This window comes from Pseudomonas sp. A-R-19 (assembly GCF_019956575.1).
Taxonomy (GTDB): domain Bacteria; phylum Pseudomonadota; class Gammaproteobacteria; order Pseudomonadales; family Pseudomonadaceae; genus Aquipseudomonas.
Map to the genome: position 1 here is coordinate 1 of NZ_JAHBDR010000050.1, position 24,824 is coordinate 24,824.

Annotated in this window: 22 protein-coding genes; 8 read left to right on the top strand and 14 right to left on the bottom strand. The window is 60.2% G+C overall.

Annotated features, from left to right (window positions below; all coding sequences use genetic code 11):
• Positions 1-72: 72 nt before the first annotated feature.
• On the bottom strand, positions 73-651 hold the full coding sequence (locus KGA88_RS13120) for an ACP phosphodiesterase (protein WP_223591509.1): 579 nt from the start codon (positions 649-651) through the stop codon (positions 73-75).
• Between the two features lie 170 nt (positions 652-821).
• Between KGA88_RS13120 and KGA88_RS13125 the strand changes: the two genes are divergently transcribed.
• From KGA88_RS13125 to KGA88_RS13135, 3 genes are read left to right on the top strand one after another with little or no spacing between them, the layout of a single operon-like run.
• Entirely contained in the window at positions 822-1,124 is a 303-nt protein-coding gene (locus KGA88_RS13125) for an ArsR/SmtB family transcription factor (RefSeq protein WP_110658108.1), read from the top strand.
• Positions 1,125-1,160: 36 nt separating this feature from the next.
• On the top strand, positions 1,161-2,327 hold the full coding sequence (locus KGA88_RS13130) for an MFS transporter (RefSeq protein WP_223591511.1): 1,167 nt from the start codon (positions 1,161-1,163) through the stop codon (positions 2,325-2,327).
• A gap of 30 nt (positions 2,328-2,357) precedes the next feature.
• On the top strand, positions 2,358-3,407 hold the full coding sequence (locus KGA88_RS13135; RefSeq protein WP_223591512.1) for an alkene reductase: 1,050 nt from the start codon (positions 2,358-2,360) through the stop codon (positions 3,405-3,407).
• A 248-nt stretch (positions 3,408-3,655) separates the two neighbouring features.
• Here KGA88_RS13135 and emhR read toward each other — a convergent pair whose 3' ends face one another.
• A complete protein-coding gene (gene emhR / locus KGA88_RS13140; RefSeq protein ID WP_110658102.1) occupies positions 3,656-4,288 on the bottom strand; it encodes an efflux system transcriptional repressor EmhR in 633 nt (210 codons plus the stop codon).
• A 265-nt stretch (positions 4,289-4,553) separates the two neighbouring features.
• Between emhR and KGA88_RS13145 the strand changes: the two genes are divergently transcribed.
• From KGA88_RS13145 to emhC, 3 genes are read left to right on the top strand one after another with little or no spacing between them, the layout of a single operon-like run.
• Positions 4,554-5,711, top strand: coding sequence for an efflux RND transporter periplasmic adaptor subunit (locus KGA88_RS13145; protein ID WP_110658100.1), 1,158 nt, complete (start codon positions 4,554-4,556; stop codon positions 5,709-5,711).
• 3 nt (positions 5,712-5,714) lie between these two features.
• Positions 5,715-8,876 (top strand): efflux RND transporter permease subunit EmhB, encoded by a 3,162-nt coding sequence (gene emhB, locus KGA88_RS13150; RefSeq protein WP_223591521.1) that lies wholly within the window; start codon positions 5,715-5,717, stop codon positions 8,874-8,876.
• Entirely contained in the window at positions 8,876-10,336 is a 1,461-nt protein-coding gene (emhC, locus tag KGA88_RS13155; RefSeq protein ID WP_223591531.1) for an efflux RND transporter outer membrane subunit EmhC, read from the top strand. The genes emhB and emhC overlap by 1 nt, the downstream gene beginning before the upstream one ends.
• 145 nt (positions 10,337-10,481) lie before the next feature.
• On the opposite strand, the gene KGA88_RS13160 is transcribed toward emhC, so the two are convergent.
• Positions 10,482-10,970 (bottom strand): hypothetical protein, encoded by a 489-nt coding sequence (locus KGA88_RS13160; protein ID WP_223591533.1) that lies wholly within the window; start codon positions 10,968-10,970, stop codon positions 10,482-10,484.
• 392 nt (positions 10,971-11,362) lie between these two features.
• Here KGA88_RS13160 and KGA88_RS13165 point away from each other — a divergent pair, with 392 nt between their 5' ends.
• Positions 11,363-12,622: an OprD family porin gene (locus tag KGA88_RS13165; RefSeq protein WP_223591535.1), complete on the top strand. Its 1,260-nt coding sequence runs from the start codon at positions 11,363-11,365 to the stop codon at positions 12,620-12,622.
• Between the two features lie 159 nt (positions 12,623-12,781).
• On the opposite strand, the gene pcaC is transcribed toward KGA88_RS13165, so the two are convergent.
• The 11 genes from pcaC to pcaR form a co-directional block, all read right to left on the bottom strand.
• Positions 12,782-13,174, bottom strand: a complete 393-nt coding sequence (pcaC, locus tag KGA88_RS13170) for a 4-carboxymuconolactone decarboxylase (RefSeq protein ID WP_223591537.1) — start codon at positions 13,172-13,174, stop codon at positions 12,782-12,784.
• Between the two features lie 10 nt (positions 13,175-13,184).
• Positions 13,185-13,976, bottom strand: coding sequence for a 3-oxoadipate enol-lactonase (gene pcaD / locus KGA88_RS13175; RefSeq protein WP_223591539.1), 792 nt, complete (start codon positions 13,974-13,976; stop codon positions 13,185-13,187).
• A 12-nt stretch (positions 13,977-13,988) separates the two neighbouring features.
• Complete coding sequence (locus tag KGA88_RS13180; RefSeq protein ID WP_223591540.1) at positions 13,989-15,353, bottom strand: 3-carboxy-cis,cis-muconate cycloisomerase; 1,365 nt, start codon at positions 15,351-15,353, stop codon at positions 13,989-13,991.
• Positions 15,354-15,396: 43 nt separating this feature from the next.
• A complete protein-coding gene (locus KGA88_RS13185) occupies positions 15,397-16,701 on the bottom strand; it encodes an MFS family transporter (protein ID WP_223591542.1) in 1,305 nt (434 codons plus the stop codon).
• A gap of 173 nt (positions 16,702-16,874) precedes the next feature.
• Entirely contained in the window at positions 16,875-17,441 is a 567-nt protein-coding gene (gene pcaG, locus KGA88_RS13190; protein WP_110660795.1) for a protocatechuate 3,4-dioxygenase subunit alpha, read from the bottom strand.
• Position 17,442: 1 nt separating this feature from the next.
• Complete coding sequence (gene pcaH, locus KGA88_RS13195) at positions 17,443-18,147, bottom strand: protocatechuate 3,4-dioxygenase subunit beta (protein ID WP_007986323.1); 705 nt, start codon at positions 18,145-18,147, stop codon at positions 17,443-17,445.
• Positions 18,148-18,184: 37 nt separating this feature from the next.
• Positions 18,185-19,390: a 3-oxoadipyl-CoA thiolase gene (gene pcaF / locus KGA88_RS13200; protein ID WP_223591544.1), complete on the bottom strand. Its 1,206-nt coding sequence runs from the start codon at positions 19,388-19,390 to the stop codon at positions 18,185-18,187.
• Complete coding sequence (locus KGA88_RS13205; protein WP_056720807.1) at positions 19,387-20,166, bottom strand: CoA-transferase subunit beta; 780 nt, start codon at positions 20,164-20,166, stop codon at positions 19,387-19,389. The genes pcaF and KGA88_RS13205 overlap by 4 nt, the downstream gene beginning before the upstream one ends.
• Positions 20,166-21,023: a CoA transferase subunit A gene (locus KGA88_RS13210; RefSeq protein ID WP_020798340.1), complete on the bottom strand. Its 858-nt coding sequence runs from the start codon at positions 21,021-21,023 to the stop codon at positions 20,166-20,168. The genes KGA88_RS13205 and KGA88_RS13210 overlap by 1 nt, the downstream gene beginning before the upstream one ends.
• A gap of 401 nt (positions 21,024-21,424) precedes the next feature.
• Positions 21,425-22,771, bottom strand: coding sequence for an MFS transporter (locus KGA88_RS13215; protein WP_223591546.1), 1,347 nt, complete (start codon positions 22,769-22,771; stop codon positions 21,425-21,427).
• A gap of 124 nt (positions 22,772-22,895) precedes the next feature.
• Positions 22,896-23,738, bottom strand: coding sequence for a pca regulon transcriptional regulator PcaR (gene pcaR, locus KGA88_RS13220; RefSeq protein WP_095945396.1), 843 nt, complete (start codon positions 23,736-23,738; stop codon positions 22,896-22,898).
• Positions 23,739-24,428: 690 nt separating this feature from the next.
• Between pcaR and KGA88_RS13225 the strand changes: the two genes are divergently transcribed.
• On the top strand, positions 24,429-24,629 hold the full coding sequence (locus KGA88_RS13225; RefSeq protein ID WP_007986337.1) for a hypothetical protein: 201 nt from the start codon (positions 24,429-24,431) through the stop codon (positions 24,627-24,629).
• Positions 24,630-24,824 lie beyond the last annotated feature (195 nt).

Genomic DNA, 24,824 nt, shown 5'->3' on the forward strand with positions numbered 1-24,824 from the left:
GGCGGTGTGTCAGCCGATATCAATGTCGCCTGACACACCGCCTTCGCGAGCAAGCCCGCTCCCACATTGGATCTATACCGTTGGATAGTTCCGGGCAAAATCCTGCAGCTGCGGATAGAACAGCCTGAAGTCCTCGCTCAACGGCTCATACAACCGCCGCAGTTCCTGCATCGCCGCCGCCAGCTCCTCCGGCCGGGTCAGGCGTCGCGAGATCCCGCGCAACACCTGCTCCAGCACTTCGAACTCCTGATACGACCCCAACCAGTCATTGGCCACCATGTGCGGCGCAATCTTCGCCAGGCGCTCCGGCAATTGCCGTTCGCTGGACAGCACCCGATAAACGTCCGAGGTGAATAACGCCAGGGGCCGGTCGGCATACAGCGCCCAGTCCCGGGCCAGGCAATGGTCGAAAAACACGTCGAGCACGATCCCCGCGTAGCGCCGACGGATCAGGGCGAAACGCGACAACGCGATATCCACCAGGGGATGGCGATCGGTGAACACGTCGATGCTGCGGTGCAACTGGATAGCCCTCTCGATCTCCGGAGCGAATTGCCCTTGCAGCCGTCCCTTGACGAAATCGCCATACAGGCTGCCGAGCAATTGGCCGGGACGCTGGCCACCGAGGTGAAGATGTGCGAGATAGTTCATGGGCGCAGCTTAGCACTGCCCCCTTGTCTTGTTACACTCAACGTATCGTTATAACTCGATATACCGAAATGTGAGCTGGTCAGAGCCAAATCATATTTGTATATCGCGAAATACCGATTTAAAGTTCGCCTCATCGCGATATAGCGTTTTACACATCACGAGCCCACATCATGACCATCAATCTCGACGAAATAATAAAAGCCCTGGCGCACCCAGTACGGCGAGAAATCCTGCACTGGCTCAAGGACCCGACCGTCGAATTTCCCGACCAGTCCCACAGCAACGAGCACGGCGTTTGCGCCGGGCAGATCGATCAACGTTGCGGCCTGTCGCAGTCCACGGTGTCCGCACACCTGGCGACCCTGCAACGCGCCGGCCTGATCAGCAGCCGCAAAGTCGGCCAGTGGCACTTTTTCAAACGCAACGAGGAAACCATCCAGGAGTTCCTCCGCACCTTTAACAAAGAGCTCTGACCCTTAACGTCAGTCGGCTAAAAAAGGAATTACCCCATGCCCCTCCCGCTACTCATCCTGGCCTTGAGCGCCTTCGCCATCGGCACCACCGAGTTCGTCATCATGGGCCTGTTGCCCAACGTGGCGGCTGACCTCGGTGTGTCGATCCCTGGTGCCGGCTGGCTGGTGACCGGTTACGCCCTGGGCGTGGCCATCGGCGCGCCGTTCATGGCGCTGGCCACCGCCAAACTGCCGCGCAAGGCAGCCCTGGTGGCGTTGATGGGCATTTTCATTGTCGGCAACCTGCTCTGCGCAGTGGCCGGCGACTACAACGTGCTGATGTTTGCCCGTGTGGTCACCGCCCTGTGCCATGGCGCCTTCTTCGGCATCGGTTCAGTGGTAGCCGCCGGCCTGGTGCCTGCGAACAAGCGCGCTTCGGCCGTGGCCCTGATGTTCACAGGCCTGACCCTGGCCAACGTCCTCGGCGTACCGCTGGGCACCGCCCTCGGTCAGGAAGCCGGCTGGCGCTCGACCTTCTGGGCGGTGACCGTGATCGGTGTGATCGCCCTGATCGGTCTGATCCGCTTCCTGCCGGCACAGCGTGATGAAGAAAAACTCGACATGCGCGCCGAACTGGCCGCGCTCAAGGGCGCTGGCATCTGGCTGTCCCTGAGCATGACCGCACTGTTCGCCGCCTCGGTGTTCACCCTGTTCACCTACGTTGCGCCGCTGCTGGGCGAAGTCACCGGCGTCTCACCCCGTGGCGTGACCTGGACCCTGATGCTGATCGGCCTGGGCCTGACGGTCGGCAACATCATCGGCGGCAAGTTGGCCGACAAAGGCATGGCCGCAACGCTGATCGGCGTGTTCATCACCATGGCCGTGGTGTCCACCGTGCTGACCTGGACCAGCGTCGCGCTGATCCCGACCGAAATCACCCTGTTCCTCTGGGCCACCGCGTGTTTTGCCGCCGTACCGGCGCTGCAAGTGAACGTAGTGACCTTCGGCAAGGCCGCACCGAACCTGGTGTCGACCTTGAACATCGGCGCTTTCAACGTCGGCAACGCACTCGGTGCCTGGGTCGGTGGCAGCGTGATCGCCCACGGCTTCGGCCTGACCAGCGTGCCGCTCGCGGCAGCGGTACTGGCGGTACTCGCCCTGCTGGTGACCCTGATTACTTTCCGTCAGAGCGGCAATCCCGATCTGGCACCTGCTACCAACTGATTCACCATTACCTCACGAGGGTTGTATTAGATGACGACTATTTTCGATCCGATCAAACTGGGCGACCTCGAGTTGGCCAACCGCATCATCATGGCGCCGCTGACCCGCTGCCGCGCCGACGAAGGCCGGGTGCCGAATGCACTGATGGCCGAGTACTACGTGCAGCGTGCCTCCGCCGGCCTGATCCTCAGCGAAGCCACTTCGGTCACCCCGATGGGCGTCGGCTACCCGGACACCCCGGGCATCTGGTCCAACGATCAGGTACGTGGCTGGTCCAACGTGACCAAGGCGGTCTATGGCGCGGGCGGCAAGATCTTCCTGCAACTGTGGCACGTGGGCCGGGTGTCGCACCCGTCGTACCTGAACGGCGATGCCCCGGTCGCGCCGAGCGCCATACAGCCAAAGGGCCACGTCAGCCTGGTGCGCCCGATGGCCGACTACCCGACGCCGCGCGCCCTGGAAACCGCTGAAATCGCCGACATCGTAGACGCCTATCGCGTCGGTGCCGAGAACGCCAAGGCCGCCGGCTTCGACGGCGTGGAAATCCACGGCGCCAACGGCTACCTGCTCGACCAGTTCCTGCAAAGCAGCACCAACCAGCGCACCGACAACTACGGCGGTTCCCTGGAAAACCGTGCCCGCCTGCTGTTGGAAGTGACTGACGCCGCCATCGAAATCTGGGGCGCCGGCCGCGTCGGTGTGCACCTGGCACCACGCGCCGATTCCCATGACATGGGCGATGACAACCTGTCCGAAACCTTCACCTACGTGGCTCGTGAACTGGGCAAGCGTGGCATCGCGTTCATCTGCTCCCGCGAGAAAGAAGGTGCGGACAGCCTCGGCCCGCAACTCAAGGAAGCCTTCGGCGGCCCTTACATCGCCAACGAGCGCTTCACCAAGGACAGCGCCAATGCCTGGCTGGCCAGCGGCAAGGCCGATGCGGTCGCCTTTGGCGTGCCGTTCATTGCCAACCCGGACTTGCCGGCACGTTTGCAGGCTGACGCGCCGCTGAACGAAGCGCGCCCGGAACTGTTCTACGCCAAGGGCCCGGTCGGCTACATCGACTACCCGACGCTGTAATCAGCAGCCATTGAAACGCAAAAGCCCCGACTCGAAAGAGCCGGGGCTTTTTTGTACCTGAAGGATTAGCACTTGCCCCACAAGGTCTGGACAGGTTTCTCACCGGATTGACACAAATTCCCTACAAAATACTGAACTTGCTACCTGTCATCCCGCCGAGGGTACGTATATAAAAGCACCCCATTACAGCACATCGAGTGACAGAACGGTCCTTGGGTGAAACACGCGGACCCAATAGAAATTTTGTTTCATTTGCGCAGGCTGGGGCTCAAGCGCAGCATGTCCAGCCCTGTATCGACCCAACGCTCGGCTTCGGTGTGCAATTCAAAACTGTCTGTGGCCAGCAACCACTGGTACAGGATGCCGTCAATATAAGCATGCAAGCTGATCGCAGCGCGGGCGGTGTCGAGGTTTTCCGGCAACTGGCCGCGATTTACGGCATTACTCAAGGCCAGGCCGATTCGCACATTGCATTCAAGGCTGGCTGACACTCGTTGTTGGCGCAGATCGCACATTTCATCGGTGAATTCGCACTTATGAAACAGAATCTCATTAATACGTCGGGTTTTCGGGTCCAGCGCAATTTGATGAAACAAATGAATCAACAGTTTGCGCATGCATCCCAGGGGGTCGAGTTCGTCCTCGCTTTCGCTGGCCTTGGCCATTTCTTCCAGCGGCTCATGCAAGGTGTCGAGCATGGCCTGCACCAGATCCGCCTTGTTGCTGAAGTGCCAGTAAATGGCCCCGCGAGTGACGCCGGCCAGGGTCGCGATGTCCGCCAGGGTCGTGCGCGCCACGCCTCGCTCGTAAAAGGCCTTTTCGGCCGCCACGAGAATTTGCGCGCGGGTTTCCTGAGCTTCCTCTTTGGTACGACGGACCATGGCAGTACAACCTCAATCAGGGTGCTTCAGCGATGTCTGAATATCAGCTGAATAAAAGTGGGGCGAACGTTCTGGGGGTTCGTCCCCGGCCTACAATTCCAACCTTTCAACGGCTTGTGTAACGACGGTGATACGCAGCTTGGGTCTTTACAAACAACCATGTACGTAAGTATATTCCTTAGCAAACTACTTATCCACTCGGTAAACAAATTTCAACCTTCCACCTTTCCGGTGCGCTCCTTGCGCGCCTGACCCGAGGATTTTCATGCAATTCAAGCCAGCTGTTACCGCTCTGGTCGCCGCCGTCGCCCTGGCATCGCTACTCAGCGGATGCAAAAAGGAAGAGGCAGCACCGGTCGCCCCACCCCCTCAGGTCGGCGTCGTGACTCTGCAACCGCAAGCTTTCACCCTGACCTCCGATCTGCCTGGCCGCACCAGTGCATTCCGCATTGCCGAAGTCCGTCCGCAGGTCAACGGCATCATTCTCAAGCGCCTGTTCAAGGAAGGCAGCGACGTCAAGGCCGGCCAGCAGCTCTATCAGATCGACCCTTCGATCTATGAAGCTACGCTCGCCAGCGCCGAAGCCAACCTGCGTTCGACCAAGTCGGTTTCCGACCGCTACAAGCAACTGGTCGACGAACAAGCCGTAAGCCGTCAGGAATACGACACCGCCGTGGCCAACCGTCTGCAATCGGAAGCCGCGCTGCAAACCGCACAGATCAACGTGCGCTACACCAAGGTCTATGCCCCGCTGACCGGCCGTATCGGCCGCTCTTCGGTGACCGAAGGCGCGCTGGTCAGCAATGCCCAGGTCGATGCAATGGCAGTGATTCAGCAAATCGACCCGATCTACGTCGACGTGACGCAGTCCTCCGTCGAGCTGTTGCAACTGCGCCGCGAGCTGGAAAGCGGCCGCCTGCAAAAAGCCGGCGACAACGCGGCCTCGGTCAAGCTGACCCTCGAAGACGGCAGCGATTACAAGCTGGACGGCAAACTGGAGTTCTCCGAAATCTCGGTTGACCAGACCACCGGTTCCGTCACCCTGCGCGCCATTTTCCCGAACCCTGACCACACCCTTCTGCCTGGCATGTTCGTGCACGCCAAGTTGCTGGCCGGTGTAAATAGCGCGGCGATCCTGGCCCCGCAGCAAGGCGTGACCCGTGACCTCAAGGGTTCGCCGACCGCACTGGTTGTCGGCCCGGACAACAAAGTCGAACTGCGTCAACTGAAGGCCAACCGCACCGTCGGTAATCAGTGGCTGATCGAAGACGGCCTGAAGGCCGGCGATCGTCTGATCACCGAAGGTCTGCAATTCGTCAAACCTGGCATCGAAGTCAAGGCCAGTGAAGCGACCAACGTAGCCGTAAAGAACCCGGCCCCCGCCCAGGCAGCTGATAAAGCCTCCGGCGGCAAAGGGGAGTAAACCATGTCGAAATTTTTTATCGACCGTCCGATTTTCGCCTGGGTAATCGCCCTGGTGATCATGTTGGTCGGGGCACTATCGATCCTGCGGTTGCCGATCAACCAGTACCCGAGCATCGCGCCTCCAGCGATCGCCATCTCCGTGACCTACCCGGGTGCTTCGGCACAAACGGTACAGGACACCGTGGTCCAGGTGATCGAGCAACAGCTCAACGGTATCGACAACCTGCGTTATGTCTCGTCGGAAAGTAACTCCGACGGCACCATGACCATTACCGCGACCTTCGAGCAAGGCACCAACTCCGACACCGCACAGGTTCAGGTGCAGAACAAGCTGAACCTGGCCACCCCGCTGCTGCCACAAGAAGTGCAACAGCAGGGTATCCGCGTCACCAAGGCAGTGAAGAACTTCCTGTTGGTGATCGGCGTGGTGTCGCGTGACGGCAGCATGACCAAGGACGACCTGTCCAACTACATCGTGTCGAACATGCAGGACCCGATCTCGCGAACCGCCGGTGTCGGTGACTTCCAGGTGTTCGGTTCGCAGTACGCCATGCGTATCTGGCTCGACCCGGCCAAGTTGAACAACTACAACCTGACCCCGATCGACGTCAAGACCGCCATCGCCGCGCAGAACGTCCAGGTGTCGTCCGGCCAGCTCGGCGGCCTGCCTGCCCTGCCCGGCACCCAGTTGAACGCGACGATCATCGGCAAGACCCGTCTGCAGACCGCTGAGCAATTCGACAAGATCCTGCTCAAGGTCAACAAGGACGGTTCCCAGGTTCGCTTGAAAGACGTTGCCGAAGTCGGTCTGGGTGGCGAGAACTACAGCATCAACGCCCAGTTCAACGGCGCCCCGGCTTCCGGCCTGGCGGTGAAACTGGCCACCGGTGCCAACGCGCTCGATACCGCCAAGGCTCTGCGCACGACCATCGACAGCCTCAAGCCGTTCTTCCCGCAAGGGATGGAAGTGGTGTTCCCGTATGACACCACCCCGGTTGTAACGGAGTCGATCAAGGGCGTGGTTCACACCCTGGTCGAAGCGATTGCGCTGGTGTTCCTGGTGATGTTCCTGTTCCTGCAAAACTTCCGCGCCACGGTGATCACCACCATGACCGTACCGGTGGTATTGCTCGGTACGTTCGGCATCCTCGCGGCCGCCGGTTTCAGCATCAACACCCTGACCATGTTCGGCATGGTGCTCGCCATCGGCTTGCTGGTGGACGACGCCATCGTCGTGGTGGAAAACGTCGAACGGGTGATGAGCGAGGAGGGCCTGTCACCCAAGGAAGCCACCAAGAAGTCCATGGGCCAGATCCAGGGCGCACTGGTCGGTATTGCCCTGGTACTGTCGGCGGTTCTGCTGCCGATGGCGTTCTTCAGCGGTTCCACCGGCGTGATCTACAAGCAGTTCTCGATCACCATCGTCTCGGCCATGGCCCTGTCGGTACTGGTTGCGCTGATCTTCACCCCGGCGCTTTGCGCGACCATGCTCAAGCCGATTCCAAAAGGCGAGCACGGCGTACCGAAACGCGGTTTCTTTGGCTGGTTCAACCGCAATTTCGACCGCGGCGTTCGCGGCTACGAGCGCGGTGTCGGCAATATCCTGCAGCGCAAGATCCCGTATCTGTTGGCGTATCTGCTGATCGTTGTGGGCATGATCTGGCTGTTCACCCGCATTCCAACGGCGTTCCTGCCGGAAGAAGACCAGGGTGTACTGTTCGCCCAGGTGCAAACCCCGGCAGGCTCCACGGCCCAGCGTACCCAGGTGGTCGTCGATGAAATGCGTGAATTCCTGCTGCGTCCGGGCAAGGATGGCGGTGAAGGCGATGCGGTGAACTCGGTGTTCACCGTGACCGGCTTCAACTTCGCCGGCCGTGGCCAGAGTTCGGGCATGGCGTTCATCATGCTGCGTCCGTGGGACGAACGTAACGCCGACAACAACGTGTTCAAGGTGGCGGCCCGTGCCCAGCAGCACTTCTTCACCTTCCGCGACGCCATGGTGTTCGCCTTCGCGCCACCGGCGGTACTGGAACTGGGTAACGCCACCGGTTTCGACGTGTTCCTGCAGGACCGCGCCGGTATCGGTCACGAAAAACTGATGGAAGCGCGCAACCAGTTCCTCGGCATGGCCGCGCAAAGCAAGATCCTGACTCAGGTGCGTCCGAACGGCCTGAACGACGAACCGCAATACCAGCTGGAAATCGATGACGAGAAGGCCAGTGCCCTGGGCATTACCATCGCCGACATCAACAACACCCTGTCGATTGCCCTGGGCAGTAGCTACGTCAACGACTTCATCGACCGTGGTCGGGTGAAGAAGGTTTACGTGCAAGGCATTCCAGGCTCTCGAATGGGCCCTGAAGACCTGCAGAAGTGGTACGTGCGCAACAGCGCCGGCACCATGGTTCCGTTCTCGGCGTTCGCCAAGGGCGAGTGGATCTACGGTTCACCGAAACTGGCCCGCTACAACGGCGTGGAAGCGATGGAAATCCTCGGTGCCCCGGCGCCAGGCTATTCCACCGGTGAAGCCATGCTCGAAGTCGAAGCCATTGCCAAGAAGCTGCCGGCGGGTGTCGGTATTTCCTGGACCGGCCTGTCGTACGAAGAACGTTTGTCCGGCTCGCAAGCACCGGCGCTGTACGCCCTGTCGCTGCTGATGGTGTTCCTGTGCCTGGCGGCGCTGTATGAAAGCTGGTCGATTCCGATCGCGGTAATGTTGGTGGTACCGCTGGGGATCATCGGTGCACTGATGGCCACCAGCCTGCGCGGTTTGTCCAACGACGTGTACTTCCAGGTAGGCCTGTTGACGACTATCGGTCTGGCGGCGAAAAACGCCATTCTGATTGTCGAATTTGCAAAGGAACTGCATGAACAAGGGCGTAGCCTGCGCGACGCGGCAATCGAAGCCTGCCGCATGCGTCTGCGACCGATCATCATGACCTCGCTCGCCTTCGTCCTCGGCGTGGTACCACTGGCGATATCCACGGGCGCAGGTTCCGGTAGCCAACATGCAATCGGTACCGGCGTGATCGGCGGTATGATCACCGCCACTGTGCTGGCGATCTTCTGGGTCCCGCTGTTTTTCGTCACCGTGTCGTCCATTGGCCAGCGTAAAAAGGTCGACCAGGATGACGCTACTGAAACTCCTAAAGAGGCTGGCTAATGAGCAAGTCGCTACTCTCCCTGGCAGTCGCCGCCTTCGTGCTCGGTGGCTGCTCGCTGATACCTGATTATCAGCAGCCCGAAGCACCGGTGGCGGGCCAGTACCCGCAGGGCCCGGCGTACTCGCCGGCCCAGGCACCGGCGCAAGCGGCTGCCGAGCAGGGCTGGAAGCAGTTTTTCCATGACCCGGCGCTGCAACAGCTGATCCAGGTGGCCCTGGAAAACAACCGTGACCTGCGTGTCGCGGCCCTGAACATCGACGCGTTTGCGGCGCAGTACCGCATCTCCCGCGCCGATCTGTTCCCGGCCGTCTCGGCCAACGGCACCGGCAGCCGTCAGCGCCTTCCGGCTAACGCGTCGCAGACCGGCGAAGCCGGCATCACCAGCTCCTACTCGGCCACGGTTGGCGTCAACGCCTACGAACTCGACCTGTTCGGTCGGGTTCGCAGCCTGAACGAGGAAGCGTTGCAGAAGTACTTCGCCACCGAAGAAGGCCGGCGCAGCACGCAGCTCAGCCTGGTGGCCAGCGTCGCCAACGCCTACCTGACCTGGCAGGCCGACAAGGAACTGCTGAAAGTCACCCAGGACACCCTCGCCGCGTTCGAGGAGAGCTACAAGCTCACCGCGCGCAGCAACGAAGTGGGAGTCGCCTCGGCCCTGGACCTGGCGCAGTCGCGGACCTCGGTGGAAAACGCCCGTGCGCAACTGGCCCGCTACACCCGCCAGGTCGCCCAGGATGAAAACAGCCTGGTACTGCTGTTGGGTACCGGCGTCCCGGCCAACCTGCCAGCGGCCAAACCGTTGAACGACGATCTGTTGGCCGAAGTACCGGCCGGCCTGCCGTCGGACTTGCTGCAACGTCGTCCGGACATCCTCCAGGCCGAGCACAACCTCAAGGCGGCCAACGCCAACATCGGCGCGGCACGGGCAGCGTTCTTCCCGAGCATCAGCCTGACCGCCAACGCCGGGACCCTGAGCCCGGACCTGTCCGGCCTGTTCAAGGGCGGTTCGGGTACTTGGCTGTTCCAGCCGCAGATCAACCTGCCGATCTTCAACGCCGGCAGCCTGCGCGCCAGCCTGGATTACTCGAAGATCCAGAAAGACATTGGTGTGGCGAACTACGAGAAGTCCATTCAAACGGCCTTCCAGGAAGTCGCCGACGGCCTGGCCGCACGCGGGACCTATACCGACCAGGTACAGGCACAGCGTAATCTGGTCAGCGCCAACCAGGACTACTACCGCCTGGCCGAGCGTCGTTATCGCATCGGTGTCGACAGCAACCTGACGTTCCTCGATGCCCAGCGTCAGCTGTTCAACTCCGAACAGAGTCTGATCACCGATCGCCTGGCGCAGCTGATCAGTCAGGTCAACCTGTACAAGGCACTAGGTGGTGGCTGGAACGAACAGACGGCGAAGAACGAGCCGTTGAAAGAAGAAGCGCCGAAGATGAAGATGTTCTGATCTGCCAATACGAAAAAACCCACGCCATTGAGCTATATGTGCTCCATGGCGCGGGTATTTATTGGCACTCGCCTTGAGTAACCAACACACTTACTCATATCAACTTCACAACTCCAACATACCGAACAAATCAAAACCCACACCTTTACGAAATTTTTTTATTCGGCACTTTTAACGAAAAATTCAGACACGAAAATCCTACTTTCCGCTCAAATCCCACACCGGTTTCTGTATATTCAAAATCAAAATCCCCGTCGATTCTCTCAAAATCACCTTCCGGAGTAATGAACCTGACATGTAGCTCCCCGACCTTGTCCGATTCAGACTGTCCCGCAGACCCCTTCCAAAGGAGCGACGCCTCCACATCACTAGGGTTCTTCATATCAATAACGTATCTTTTGCCAGCCTCGAGTTCGTCACCTCTGAGAATCAACTCCATCCCGATTTTGTTGTCCTCTACGAGCAGAAAAAAATAGGTGGGGTCCTTGAACCAATGAAAATATAAACCCGTCGCTGTAACATCAGTATCTCTTTCACCTTGCACCTTGAGAATTCCATTCAATCTTCCCGATACAGACGGTACATCTCCCCTATCACTAACTGGCCATCCATTCTCCGACCTTGAAGTTTTCATGGCAACCTCCTGTTTAAAGCGTTAGTTAATCACCCTTGGGCAACACGATAAAAACCCTAACTCATGAAACTCCTCACAACAACTATCAGGTCTAATGGTTGACAACAGCCCACACACATGAAACTTGAAAAAATGAAACAAATACTAATTCGCACGAATATACTTTCGTTCGATAATCGCCCAAAACCCGTTTTTTACGATTGAACCATCTAGTACATTCAATTCACCATCCGAACCACAAAACCAATAACAACAGGTTCGACGCCATGCCCCCGCGCCCTGCCCTCTCCGGCTGACCCGCTTCGTTTTGTGCTGATTTCGAATATTCGTCTGCAACCCCGGGTTGCGGCATCACCCTGTTTCATCCCCAAGAATTAGAGAGACCCGAGCTCATGACGTCTTCCACCGCGCAGTATTTCGTCCCCAGTCTGATCGCCGCCGCACTGGCCAGTGCCGCCCTGCCCGCCTACGCCGAGGAGCCGGGTTTTGTCGAAGGGGCCAAGGTCAACCTGAACCTGCGCAACTTCTACATCAACCGCAACTTCACTAACCCGACCAAGGCCCAGGGCAAGGCTGAAGAGTGGACGCAGAGTTTCATCCTCGATGCCAAGTCCGGGTTCACCCAGGGCACCGTCGGGTTCGGCATGGATGTGCTGGGGTTGTACTCGGTGAAGCTCGACGGCGGCAAAGGCACCGGCGGCACGCAACTGCTGCCGCTGGACCATGACGGCCGCCCGGCGGACAATTTCGGCCGCACCAACGTGGCGTTCAAGGCCAAGCTGTCGCAGACCGAAGTCAAGGTTGGCGAATGGATGCCGGTATTGCCGATCCTGCGCTCGGACGATGGTCGCTCGCTGCCGCAAACTTTCCGTGGCGGCCAGATCACCTCGAAGGAAATCAATGGCCTGACGCTCTACGGCGGCCAGTTCCGCCAGAACAGCCCGCGCGACGACAGCAGCATGGACGACATGTCGATGACCGGCAAAGCCGCGTTCACCTCTGACCGTTTCAACTTCCAGGGTGGCGAGTACGTGTTCAACGACAAACGTACCCAGATCGGCCTGTGGAACGCCGAGCTCAAGGACATCTACAGCCAGCAATTCGTCAATTTGATCCACAGCCAACCGCTTGGCGACTGGACCCTGGGCGCCAACCTGGGTTTCTTCTACGGCAAGGATGACGGCAGCGCCCGGGCCGGCGAGCTGGACAACAAAACCCTGTACGGCTTGTTTTCGGCCAAGTATGGCGGCAACACCTTCTACGTCGGCCTGCAAAAACTCACCGGCGACAACGCCTGGATGCGGGTCAACGGCACCAGCGGCGGCACCCTGGGCAACGACAGCTTCAACTCCAGCTATGACAATGCCCAGGAACGTTCATGGCAAGTACGCCACGACTACAACTTCGCCGCCCTCGGCGTACCGGGCCTGACCCTGATGAACCGCTACATCAGTGGCGATAACGTGCACACCGGCAGCATCACCGACGGCAAGGAATGGGGACGTGAATCGGAACTGGGCTACACCGTGCAGAGCGGTGCGCTGAAAGACCTGAACCTGAAATGGCGCAACTCGACCATGCGTCGCGACTACAGCAATAACGAGTTCGATGAGAACCGCTTGATCATCAGCTATCCGATCAGCCTGCTGTAAATACACAACAAATGTAGGGTGTCAGTCGAAGGTGATGTCGACTGACCGGCCGCCTTCGCGAGTAAGCCCGCTCCCACAGTTGATCGTGGGTCCCTGTTGGAGCGGGCTTGCTCGCGAAGGCGTCAACTCAGTCAACAGCCATCACCGGGATCACCGGGATCACTCCCGCGATTCAATCCCCAACTCATCCCACACCGACTCGGCCAGATGGAAGGTCGCATTGGCCGCCGGAATCCCGCAGTAGATCGCACTCTGCATGATCACTTCCTTGATTTCGCCACGGCTCACGCCGTTGTTGGCGGCGGCGCGCAGGTGCAACTTGAGTTCGCCCTCGCGGTTCATGCCGATCAGCATGGCGATGGTGATGAGGCTGCGGGTATGGCGTGGCAGGCCCGGGCGCGTCCAGATGTCGCCCCAGGCGTGACGGGTGATCATCTCCTGGAACTCCGAGTTGAACTCGGTCAGGGTTGTCAGGCTACGGTCGACATGGGCGTCGCCCAGTACCGCGCGACGGACTTCCATGCCCTCGTCGTAACGTTGTTTCTCATCCACAGGAAAACCCTCAATCAGCCGAAAGAAACGCCAGCACGCGCTCGCTGAACGCGTTGCCTGCCTGGACGTTGGACAAGTGCGCCGCATAGAACTCGGCGTACTCGGCGCCCGGCACATGTTCCTGAATGAAGTGCCCGCCGGATGGCGGCGTCACCGCGTCTTCACTACCGGCAATCACCAGCAGCGGCGCCTTGATCGAGGACAACTGATCGCGGAAATCGGCATCGCGCACCGCCGCGCAGTTGGCCGCGTAACCTTCGGGCGAAGTGGCCGCGAGCATGTCGGTAATCTGCTTGGCTGCCGCCGGGTTGGCGGCGGAGAAGTCCGGGGTGAACCAGCGGGCAATCGAGGCATCGCGCAGGGCAACCATGGCCGCCTGACCATCGCGCAGCACCATTTCAATGCGCGGGTCCCATACCGACGGATCGCCGATTTTCGCCGCGGTGTTGCACACGATCAGCTTGTTCAGCCGCTCACTGGCATTGATCCCCAGCCACTGGCCGATCAACCCACCCATGGACAATCCACAGAAGTGCGCGCGTTCGATGTGCAAGGCATCGAGCAAGGCGAGCACGTCGCGGCCCAGTTGCTCGATGTTGTACGGGCCCGGCGTCACCAGCGATTGGCCGTGGCCACGAGTGTCGAAACGCAGCACGCGAAAATGCTCGGAGAACGCCGGGATCTGCGCGTCCCACATGTGCAGGTCAGTGCCCAGGGAGTTGGACAGCACCAGCACCGGCGCATCGACCGGTCCATCGAGTTGGTAATGCAGTTCGCCCTCGGCGAGTTGTACAAAAGCCACAGCAAGTCTCCTTCAGGCAGTCAATGCAGAATGTTCAGCCACCGCCCGCTCGACCCAGGTTTTGGCCTGACCGAGATAGTGGGCGGGGTCCAGCAGATGATCGAGTTCAGCCGCCGACAGTTCGGCGGTCACTTGCGGTTCGTCACCCAGCACCGCGCGCAGATGACGCTGTTCTGCCACGGCGCGTTTGCAGCATTGCTCCAACAGATGGTGCGCGGTATCGCGCCCTACCCGCTGCGCGAGGACGATGCTCACCGCTTCGGCGAGCACCAGGCCCTGGGTCAAATCGAGGTTGCGAGCCATGCGCTCGGCATCCACTTCCAGTCCCTTGGCGATCAACAACGCTTGCTGCAGGCTGCCCGACACCAGACAGCAAATCTCCGGCAGGGTTTCCCACTCGGCATGCCACAGGCCGAGGCTGCGTTCGTGTTCCTGAGGCATGGCGCTGAACAGCGTCGAGAGCAGACCGGGTACACGCGTCGCCGCGCCGATCAGCACCGCTGCCCCCACCGGATTGCGCTTGTGCGGCATGGTCGAGGAACCACCCTTGCCCGGTGCCGAGGGTTCGAACACTTCGGCGGCCTCGGTTTGCATCAACAGGCTGATGTCGCGGCCGAGTTTGCCGAGACTGCCGGCGATCAGGCCGAGTGCGGCGCCAAACTCCACCACCCGATCACGCTGGGTGTGCCACGGCTGATCGGGCAAGGTCAGTTGCAGTTCCTCGGCCAGCGCACAGGCAATCGGCATGGCCTGTTCACCCAGGGCCGCCAGGGTTCCGGATGCACCGCCAAATTGCAGCACCAGCAGACGCGGTTTCAGTTCGGCCAAGCGTTGGCGACTGCGCGTCACCGCTCCCAGCCAGCCAGCGATTTTCATGCCGAGGGTGACCGGCGTTGCATGCTGCAACCAGGTGCGCCCGGCCAGCGGCGTCGCCGCATATCGTTGAGCCTGCGTCGCGAGGGTTTGGCCCAATTGCGCCAGATCGCTCTCGATCAGTTCCAGTGCGCGGCGCAATTGCAGGACCAGGCCGCTGTCCATCACGTCCTGACTGGTCGCGCCCAGATGCACGTAACGCTCAGCCTCGGCATTCTGCGAAGCGATCTGTTTGCCCAGTGCCTTGACCAACGGAATCGCCGAATTACCCGCCGTGGCAATCGCCTCGGCCAACGCCGCGAAGTCATAAAGCCCGGCGCTGCAAGCTGCTTCAATCGGCGCGACAGCATTCGACGGAATCAACCCGACCCGCGCTTCGGCCCGGGCCAATGCCGCTTCGAAATCGAGCATGGCCTGGACCCGGCCCTGATCGCAGAACACTTCACGCATTTCGCGGGCAGTGAAATAGGCATCGAACAATTGATTGCCCGGTCGCTGGTTCATAAACAATTCCTGAAGGCGCGGGCCTGCGGTCCGCGCGTGAAGATCAAAGATCGTGATGCAGGTACTTCGCCTGTTTCGGCAGACGCAGGCTGAACAGGAACGCTATCGCCATCATCACCGTCACGTACCAGTAGAAGGAGTTTTCCATGCCCACGGCCTTGAGGCTCAAGGCCACATACTCCGCCGAACCACCGAAGATCGCATTCGCTACCGCATACGCCAGGCCGACACCCAGTGCACGCACTTGCGGCGGGAACATTTCGGCTTTCACCAGACCGCTGATCGAGGTATAGAAACTGACGATCGCAAGGGCCAGGGTAATCAGCGCGAAGGCCAGAAATGGACTTGTCACGCTTTTCAGGCTCAGCAGGATCGGCACGGTGCACAGCGTGCCGAGGGCGCCGAACCAGAGCATTGAGTTACGCCGGCCAATCTTGTCGGCGAGCATGCCGAAGATCGGCTGCATGCACATATAGAAGAACAGCGCGCCGGTCATGATGTAGCTGGCGGTCTTGGCCGGCATGCCGGCGGTGTTCACCAGGTACTTCTGCATGTATGTGGTGAAGGTGTAGAAAATCAGCGAACCACCGGCGGTGTAGCCCAGTACGGTAATGAATGCGGCTTTATGGTCGCGAAACAGCGCGCTGATGCTGCCGGCGTCCTTGTTTTCGCGCATTTCCTTGCTGGTGGTTTCTTTCAGCGAACGACGCAGATACAGCGAAACCAGCGCCGCCATGGCACCGACCACAAACGGAATCCGCCAACCGTAGGCACGCAGGTCATCTTCGGTGAGGAACTGTTGCAGGATCACCACCAGTAACACTGCGAGCAACTGGCCGCCAATCAGGGTCACATACTGGAACGAAGCGAAGAACCCGCGCTGGCCCTTGAGCGCCACTTCGCTCATGTAAGTCGCGGTCGTGCCGTATTCACCGCCCACCGACAAACCTTGCAGCAAACGGGCGAACAGCAACAGGATTGGTGCCCAGACCCCGATGCTGTTGTAGGTCGGCAGACAGGCGATCAGCAACGAGCCGAAGCACATCATCAGAATCGAGATCAGCATCGAGTTCTTGCGACCGTGCTTGTCCGCCAACCGCCCGAAAATCCAGCCACCAATCGGCCGCATCAGGAACCCGGCAGCGAACACGCCAGCGGTGTTGACCAGCTGCACCGTGGGGTTATCGGACGGAAAAAAGGCCGGGGCGAAATAGATCGCACAGAAGGCGTAGACGTAGAAGTCGAACCATTCAACCAGGTTGCCGGACGAAGCACCGACAATCGCGAAGATCCGCTTGCTGCGTTCTTCGCCGGTGTATAGCGGTTGTGTAGCGGTGTCAGTTGTCATTGTTTTTCACTCAATGGGGACAGTGAGAGTCTAGACACACTTCGCAACAGTCCCGTTCCGCAGATGCATCAGCTCTGTAGGAGCCGGCTTGCTGGCGATTTACGGTGTGTCATTCAACATTGAAGACGCTGACACACCGCAATCGCCAGCAAGCCGGCTCCTACAGTGATTTGCTAGTAGTCGAAGAACACCGTCTCGGCATCGGTGCCCTGCAGAATCACGTTCCACTGGTAAACACCCGACGCATCCTTTTTCGCCAGCAAAGTACCGCGACGCTCGGCCGGCACGCACTCCAGCAGCGGGTCATCGACGTTGGCCGGCTCGCCATCAAAGTAAATCCGCGTCAGCAAGTGCTTGACCAGGCCACGGGCAAACACCAGTACCACCAGGTGCGGCGCCTGGGTCGTGCCTTTGAGCCCCTCGACCGTGCCTGGCTTGATCGTGGTGAAACGGAAACGCCCTTCGGCATCCACCGGTACCCGGCCAAAACCTTCGAAGTTCGGGTCCAGGGGTTTTTCCTGCTCGTCCTCCGGGTGGTCATATTTGCCGGCGGCGTTGGCCTGCCAGACTTCCAGCATGGCGTCGTTGACGACATCACCGTTGCCATCGACCACTTGCCCGGTGATCGCCACGCGCTCGCCCAGGGTTTGTTCGACAGTCAGGTTTTCGCGGTTCAGCCAGGTCAGGCCGATGTGGTAGTACGGCCCGACGGTGTGGGACGTGGTCGCAGTCAGCGTCATCTTATTTCTCCATCGGCGTGGCATCACGGCCGCGCAATACGATGTCCCAGCGATAACCGAGGGCATAGGAAGGGATGGTTTTTTCCAGGTCGAACGTGGCGATCAAACGCTCTTTGGCGCTGGTATCGGGCACGCAGTTGTAGATCGGGTCGTACGCCAGCAGCGGGTCGCCCGGGAAATACATCTGCGTCACCAGGCGCGTCAGGATGCTCGGCCCGAACAACGAGAAGTGGATGTGCGCCGGGCGCCACGCGTTGTGGTGGTTGCCCCACGGATAGGCGCCGGGCTTGATGGTCTGGAACTGATACCAGCCATCGGCGTCGGTCACGGTGCGGCCGGTGCCGGTGAAGTTCGGGTCCAGCGGCGCGTCGTGCAGGTCACGGGCATGAGCGTAGCGACCGGCGGCGTTGGCCTGCCAGATCTCCACCAGAATCCCCGGTACCGGCAGACCGTTTTCATCGAGCACGCGACCGTGAATGATGATGCGCTCACCCTGTGGCTGCCCCTCGTGCTGGGCGGTCAGGTCGTTGTCCTTCTCATTGATGCGCTCGGCACCTACGGTCGGGCCGGTAATTTCCGACAACGAATGGGGCAGAAACACCAACGGCTTGGACGGCGAGCGCAGATTGGTGGATTGATAAGTCGGGTGCAGGTACTCCGGCTGAGTGCCCGCCTGCGGGCGACGGTAACCAGGCTTGTCAGTCATGAAGCATTCCTCAGTTCTTATAAGTCTTCAGAGCGCGTCAGACGCGCTCGATCGCCAGGGCCAGGCCTTGACCGACACCGACGCACATGGTCGCCAGACCTTTCTTGCCACCGGTTTTTTCCAGCTGATGCAACGCGGTCAACACCAGACGCGCACCGCTCATGCCCAACGGATGGCCCAAGGCAATGGCGCCACCGTTTGGGTTGACCTGGGCTGCGTCGTCGGCAATCCCCAGTTCACGCAGCACCGCCAAGCCCTGGCTGGCGAAGGCTTCGTTGAGCTCGATCACGTCGAAATCGCTGACCGCCACACCGAGGCGTTCGATCAGTTTACGCACCGCCGGCACCGGGCCAATGCCCATGACGCGCGGCGCAACACCGGCGCTGGCCATGCCCAGCACTTTGGCGCGAGCAGTCAGGCCGTGCTTCTTCACGGCTTCAGCTGAAGCCAGGATCAACGCGGCAGCGCCGTCATTCACACCGGAGGCATTGCCAGCGGTGACGGTTTTGTCGGGGCCGTTGACCGGTTTCAGTTTGGTCAGGGCTTCCAGGGTGGTGTCGGCGCGAGGATGCTCGTCCTGGCTGACCACGGTTTCACCCTTCTTGTGGGCGATCCGCACTTCAACGATTTCTTCGGCGAAGAACCCGGCGGCTTGCGCGGCGGCGGTGCGCTGCTGACTGCGCAAGGCAAAGGCGTCCTGATCTTCGCGGGAGACCTCGTAGTCGTCGGCCACGTTGTCGGCGGTCTGCGGCATCGCGTCCACGCCGTACTGGGCTTTCATCAGCGGGTTGATGAAGCGCCAGCCGATGGTGGTGTCTTCGAGCTTCATGTTGCGCGAGAACGCCGCGTCGGCCTTGCCCATCACGAACGGCGCGCGGGACATCGACTCGACGCCGCCGGCAATCGCCAGCTCCATCTCGCCGCTGGCGATTGCGCGGAATGCGGTGCCAATCGCATCCATGCCCGAGGCGCAGAGACGATTGAGAGTCACGCCGGGAATGGTTTCCGGCAGGCCTGCCAGCAACAGCGCCATGCGCGCCACGTTGCGATTGTCTTCGCCGGCCTGGTTGGCGCAGCCGAGGAACACCTCGTCCACGGCGTTCCAGTCCACCGACGGGTTGCGCGCCATCAAGGCCTTGATCGGCACGGCAGCCAGGTCGTCGGCACGCACCGTCGACAAGCCACCGCCGAAACGGCCGATGGGCGTACGAATCGCGTCGCAGATATAAACGTCACGCATCACGCTTCTCCGGGGGCTTGGCCGTGGGCGGCAGCGGTACGGGCTTCAAGATCACGCAGTGCGGTGAGTTCGACTTCAGTCGGCTCGGCGGTTTGCTCGACATGGTCGGCAAAGCGAATCGCCCAACCGGTGGCAGCGACCACTTGCTCACGGGTCACGCCCGGGTGCAGTGCAGTGACCACGAACTCGTGGGTACCCTCTTCCGGTTCCATGATGCACAGGTCGGTAATGATGCCGACTGGACCTGCACCCGGCAGGCCCAGACGCTTGCGCGAATCGCCGCCTTCGCCGTGGCCGACCGAAGTAATGAAGTCGAGCTTGTCGACGAACGAACGCGACGACTGCTTGAGGATGATCAGCACGCTCTTGGCCGAACCGGCAATCTCCGGCGCGCCACCGGCACCCGGCAGGCGGACTTTCGGCGAGTGGTAATCGCCGACCACGGTGGTGTTGATGTTGCCGAAACGGTCGACCTGCGCAGCGCCGAGGAAGCCGACGTCAATGCGCCCGCCCTGCAGCCAGTAGCGGAAAATCTCGCCGGTCGGCACCACGGTGTCGGCGGTTTCCGCCAACTCACCGTCACCGATCGACAGTGGCAGCACGCTCGGCTTGGCACCGATCGGACCCGATTCGTAGATCAGGACCACGTCCGGCGAAGACGTCAGGCGCGCCAGGTTGGCCGCTTTCGATGGCAGGCCGATACCGACGAAGCACACCGAACCGTTCTTCAAGCGACGGGCAGCGGCGACGGTCATCATTTCATTGGTGGTGTAAGTCATTACTTCGCCTCCGAAGCGGCGGCCAGTTTGGCCTGGAACTCGCTGAAGTCAGCGCTGCCATGGATGTATTCGTTGATCCACGCGGTGAAAGTTTCACGGTCGCGGGCAATCGGGTCCCAGGCTTGGTAGAAACGGTTGTCGCGCTCGTTGTAACCGTGGGCGTAGGACGGATGCGCGCCGCCAGGTACGTGGCAAACCGCGCTCAAGGCCCAGGTTGGCAATACACAGGAGTTCATCGGTGCATTGAGGTCGTCGACGATTTCCTCAACGGTGACGATGCAGCGCTTGGCGGCCAGCGCGGCTTCTTTCTGCACGCCGAGGATGCCCCAGAGCAATACGTTGCCCTTGCGGTCGGCTTTTTGTGCGTGGATCACGGTAATGTCCGGGCGCACCGAAGGCACAGCGGCCAGCACTTCGCCAGTGAACGGGCAGGTAACCGATTTGATCAGCGGGTTGACCTTCGGCAAGTCGGAACCGGCGTAGGCACGCAGCACCGCGAACGGCAGGCCGGAAGCACCGGCGACGTAGGCATTGGCCAGGTCGGCGTGGCTGTGTTCTTCGATTTCCAGCGGGTGCGGCCACTGCTTCTCAACGGCGTCACGCAGACGGTGCAGTGAACCTACGCCAGGGTTACCACCCCAGGAGAAAATCAGTTTGCGAGCACAACCGGCGCCGATCAACTGGTCGTAGATCAAGTCAGGGGTCATCCGCACCAGGGTCAGATCTTTCTTGCCCTGACGAATGATTTCGTGACCCGCCGCCGTCGGGATCAGATGGGTAAAGCCTTCGAGCGCGACCGTATCGCCGTCATTTACGAATTGCTTCACCGCGTCGTGCAGCGAAAGGATTTCAGCCATGGGGCAGGCTCCCGTTTATTGTTAACCGACAGTGGAAGAAGGCGCCGATGCGCAGCGCCGGAATGACTGAAGATTAAGCCTCGGGCATACACCAAACAATCCGATAATCGACTGAGTGTTCGTTTATCGAACACATTGTTGTCTGGCTACCTATCCCCAAAAGCTTCGCGGGCAAGCCCGCTCCCACAGTTGATCGCGTATCCCTGTGGGCGCGGGCTTGCCCGCGAAGAGGCCGGACACAGCCAACATTTACTTCGCCTGACACACCGCCTTCGCTGGCAAGCCAGCTCCTACAGGGAATCATGACCAGGCACAAATCCCGGGAGCACTCAATAAACCTGTGGGAGCGGGCTTGCCCGCGAAGAGGCCATCAAAGCCACTAAAGATGCTGAGCCAGACTGTCAGGTCGCATCCGCATGACTGACCATGCCCTTGATCACCACGGCCGTGGTCGCCAGCGCCGCCGGAATCACCAGCGCCGTCAGCACCTGCTCGAAGTTCCAGCCCAACCCCAGCAGCGTCGCGCCCATCCACGCCCCGAGAATGGCGCCGAAACGGCCGATCCCGAGCATCCACGACACCCCGGTGGCCCGCCCTTGAGTCGGATAGAATCGCGCAGCCAATGACGGCATCGCCGATTGCGCACCGTTGACGCACATCCCGGCCACCAGCACCAGGGTCGCCAGGATTGTGATGTTGCCCAGGCTCTGCCCTACCGCGTAGGCAAACACCCCGGCCAGCAGGTAGAAAGTGCCGATGACCTTGTGCGGATTGAACCGGTCCATCGCCCAGCCCACACCCACCGCACTCAACACACCGCCGAACTGGAATAGCGCGCCGATGAAGGCGGCCTGCTCCATGCTCGCGCCACTGTCACGCATCAGCGTCGGCAGCCAGCTGGTCAGCAGGTAAACGATCACCAGGCCCATGAAGTAGGTCAGCCACAGCAGCAAGGTGCCGGTGCTATAGGTGCCGGAGAAAATCACCGCGAACACATTGCGCGCCTTCACGGTTTTCTGTTCCGGCACGCTGAAGCTGGAGGCCTGGGCCACCACCGTCGGGTCAATCGGCGCCAGTGCCTTGCGCACTTTGTCCGTACCGCGGTTGCGCACCACCAGGTAACGCGCCGACTCCGGCAGCCAGAGCAGCAAGACGACGGCGAGGATCAGCGGCAGAATCCCGCCGATCAGCAGCAGGCTGTGCCAGCCAAAGGCCGGAATGAGCTTGGCCGAGATAAATCCACCACCGGCCATGCCGAGGTTGAAGCCGCAGAACATGCTGGTCACCAGCAGGGACTTTTTGCGCTCGGGGGTGTATTCCGACAGCAGGGTCGTGGCATTCGGCATGCCGGCGCCCAAACCCAGGCCGGTCAGGAAGCGCAATACCAGCAACTGGTCAACATTGCTGCTGTAGGCCGAGGCCAGGCTGAAGGCGCCGAACAACAGCACCGCGCCGACCAGTACGACTTTGCGTCCGAAACGGTCAGCCAAAGGCCCCGAACCGAGCGCGCCGAAGACCATGCCGATCAGAGCCGCACTCATCACCGGGCCGAGACTGGCGCGATCGATACCCCAGTCCTGGGACAGGGCCGGAGCGATGAACCCCATGGCCGCGGTATCGAGGCCATCGAGGAAGACAATCAGGAAACACAGGATCACCACCCGCCACTGGTAGCGCGAAATGGGTTGGGCATTGATGAAGGACTGCACGTCGAGGCAGTTGCCTACAGCAGACTGGGGCTGGTTCATTATTTTTATTCCATGGATCACAGTCGAAAAGGGGCCAACCGGGGCTGACGCAGTCGCGACATTAATGATCCAGAGGAAACAGCGTCAATTCGCCGAGCGTAACTCCGTGCGTTTATCGAACACCTTAAGTAAACAGCTGGGTACTCAGGTCGCGGCTGGCACTCAGTAGGCCGGGCAGAAAACGCTGCTCCAGCTCATTGCGGCTAACTCGTCCGGCGTGAGTACTGACATTGAGGGCCGCAACCACCTGCCCGGAAGCGTCGTACACCGGGACCGCAATCGAACGCAGCCCTTGCTCGAGTTCCTGGTCGACGATGCACCAGCCTTGCTGTCGCACCTCTTGCAGGCATTCGAGCAATGCCTCGGGGGTGTGAATCGTACGGCTGGTCTTGGCCTGCAATTCGGCGTGATCGAGGTATTCGCCCAGTGACGTGTCATCCAGCGCGGCCAGCAGGATCCGCCCCATCGACGTGCAGTAGGCCGGCAAGCGCCCACCCACCGACAGGTCCACCGAAATCAGCCGCTGCGTGGTCGCGGAGCGGGCGATGTAGAGAATGTCATCGCCTTCCAGCGTGGCCATGTTGCAGGCCTCGTGCAGTTGTTCACTCATGCGGTCCAGGTAAGGCTGGGCGGAAACCGCCAGCGGCGTCGATGACACATAGGCATGGCCGAGGGTCAGCACTTTGGGCAGCAACGAATAGGTGCGGCCGTCGGTGGTGGCGTAGCCGAGTTTGATAAGGGTATGCAGGCAGCGGCGCACGGCGGCGCGGGGAATTTCCGTGCGGTGGCTGATCTGGGCGATGGTCAGGTGCCGTTTGCGCTCCTGGAACGCTTGCACCACGGCCAGGCCACGGGCCAGGGACGTCATGAAATCCGGGTCACCGGTCAGTGCCTGGATCCGTTTGGCTGGTGAAGCAACGATGGGTGGAGCCACTGAAGCGAAGGAATTGCGCAGTTGATCGTTCATACAAGGTCCTTTTACCCACTCGGATCAGCGACTATTACAAAGGGCTAGCGCCTGGCGCTCAAGCCCAACGGGCCAACACTGGGCGATTATCGAACGCTCGGCCGATAATCGCAACCCATCGTATCAATCACCCGATCCGCCGACATCCGGCTTTTCACTGACTCACGAACTCATGATTACATCGACTCGACACAGGTCTTAATGGTGCATTCTAAATACCGTAACTTGTGCGACTTAATGGCGTCAGAAAGGCATCGAAGCAATGCGCTATCAGTCGACGATCTAGTTGATCGTAAAGTTTCGCGCAACAAAACGGTCACACACCAAGATCCACTTTTAACACTTTGGAGATAGTGTTCTTCAAATCGGCCGCTATAATACAATTCAGTAGCGCTTCGGTTTTTTACTTTCCGGACCCGCTGCCCGGCAACGCGATGTCCCATCTGCGTTACCCGTTGCAAGCGCCAGATCCGCATTGCCCAGCCTTGCCGATGCGCTTGCTGAAACAGGAAACTGAAGCTACGTCAGCTGTTTATCTCTGGTGCCGTGGCCGCCTGTGACATGGAAGTATTGATCACGTCGTTGTCAAAACGCTGCCTTCGCGGGCGTCGCCCCTTCGACAAACGTGATCAATCGATTTGATGCAGCGCGTTTTCACCAGAATTTATCTCAACTCAATCAGGTAGCACTGTGACGAAAGACGAACTGCGCGCGGAACTAGAGCGCCAGGAACAACGTTACAAGGAAGTTTACGGCGGAGAAGTCACCACTTACGCCGCTCAACCCGAACCGGAACGCAAACCCTGGCGTAAACGCGCCACCGTTCAGGATCAGGTTTTCCAGCAGGAACTTCAAAAAATGGAAAAGGAACTCAAAGCCGAAGAGCCGTGACTGCTTCGGTCTGTTCCTTATAAAGGCCTGCCTCTGCGCCCGTTAAAAGCGGGATGTATCGATCTTGCCTTGCGCGCCCGCTACCAGCGGGCAGCGGCCATCACCGTCATCGAATCTGGCAGATTTTTGATATCTGACCTATTTCTCAGATTTTTCGCACACGCTTTCAAGCCCATCCCCCTGAGGCGCGAATCT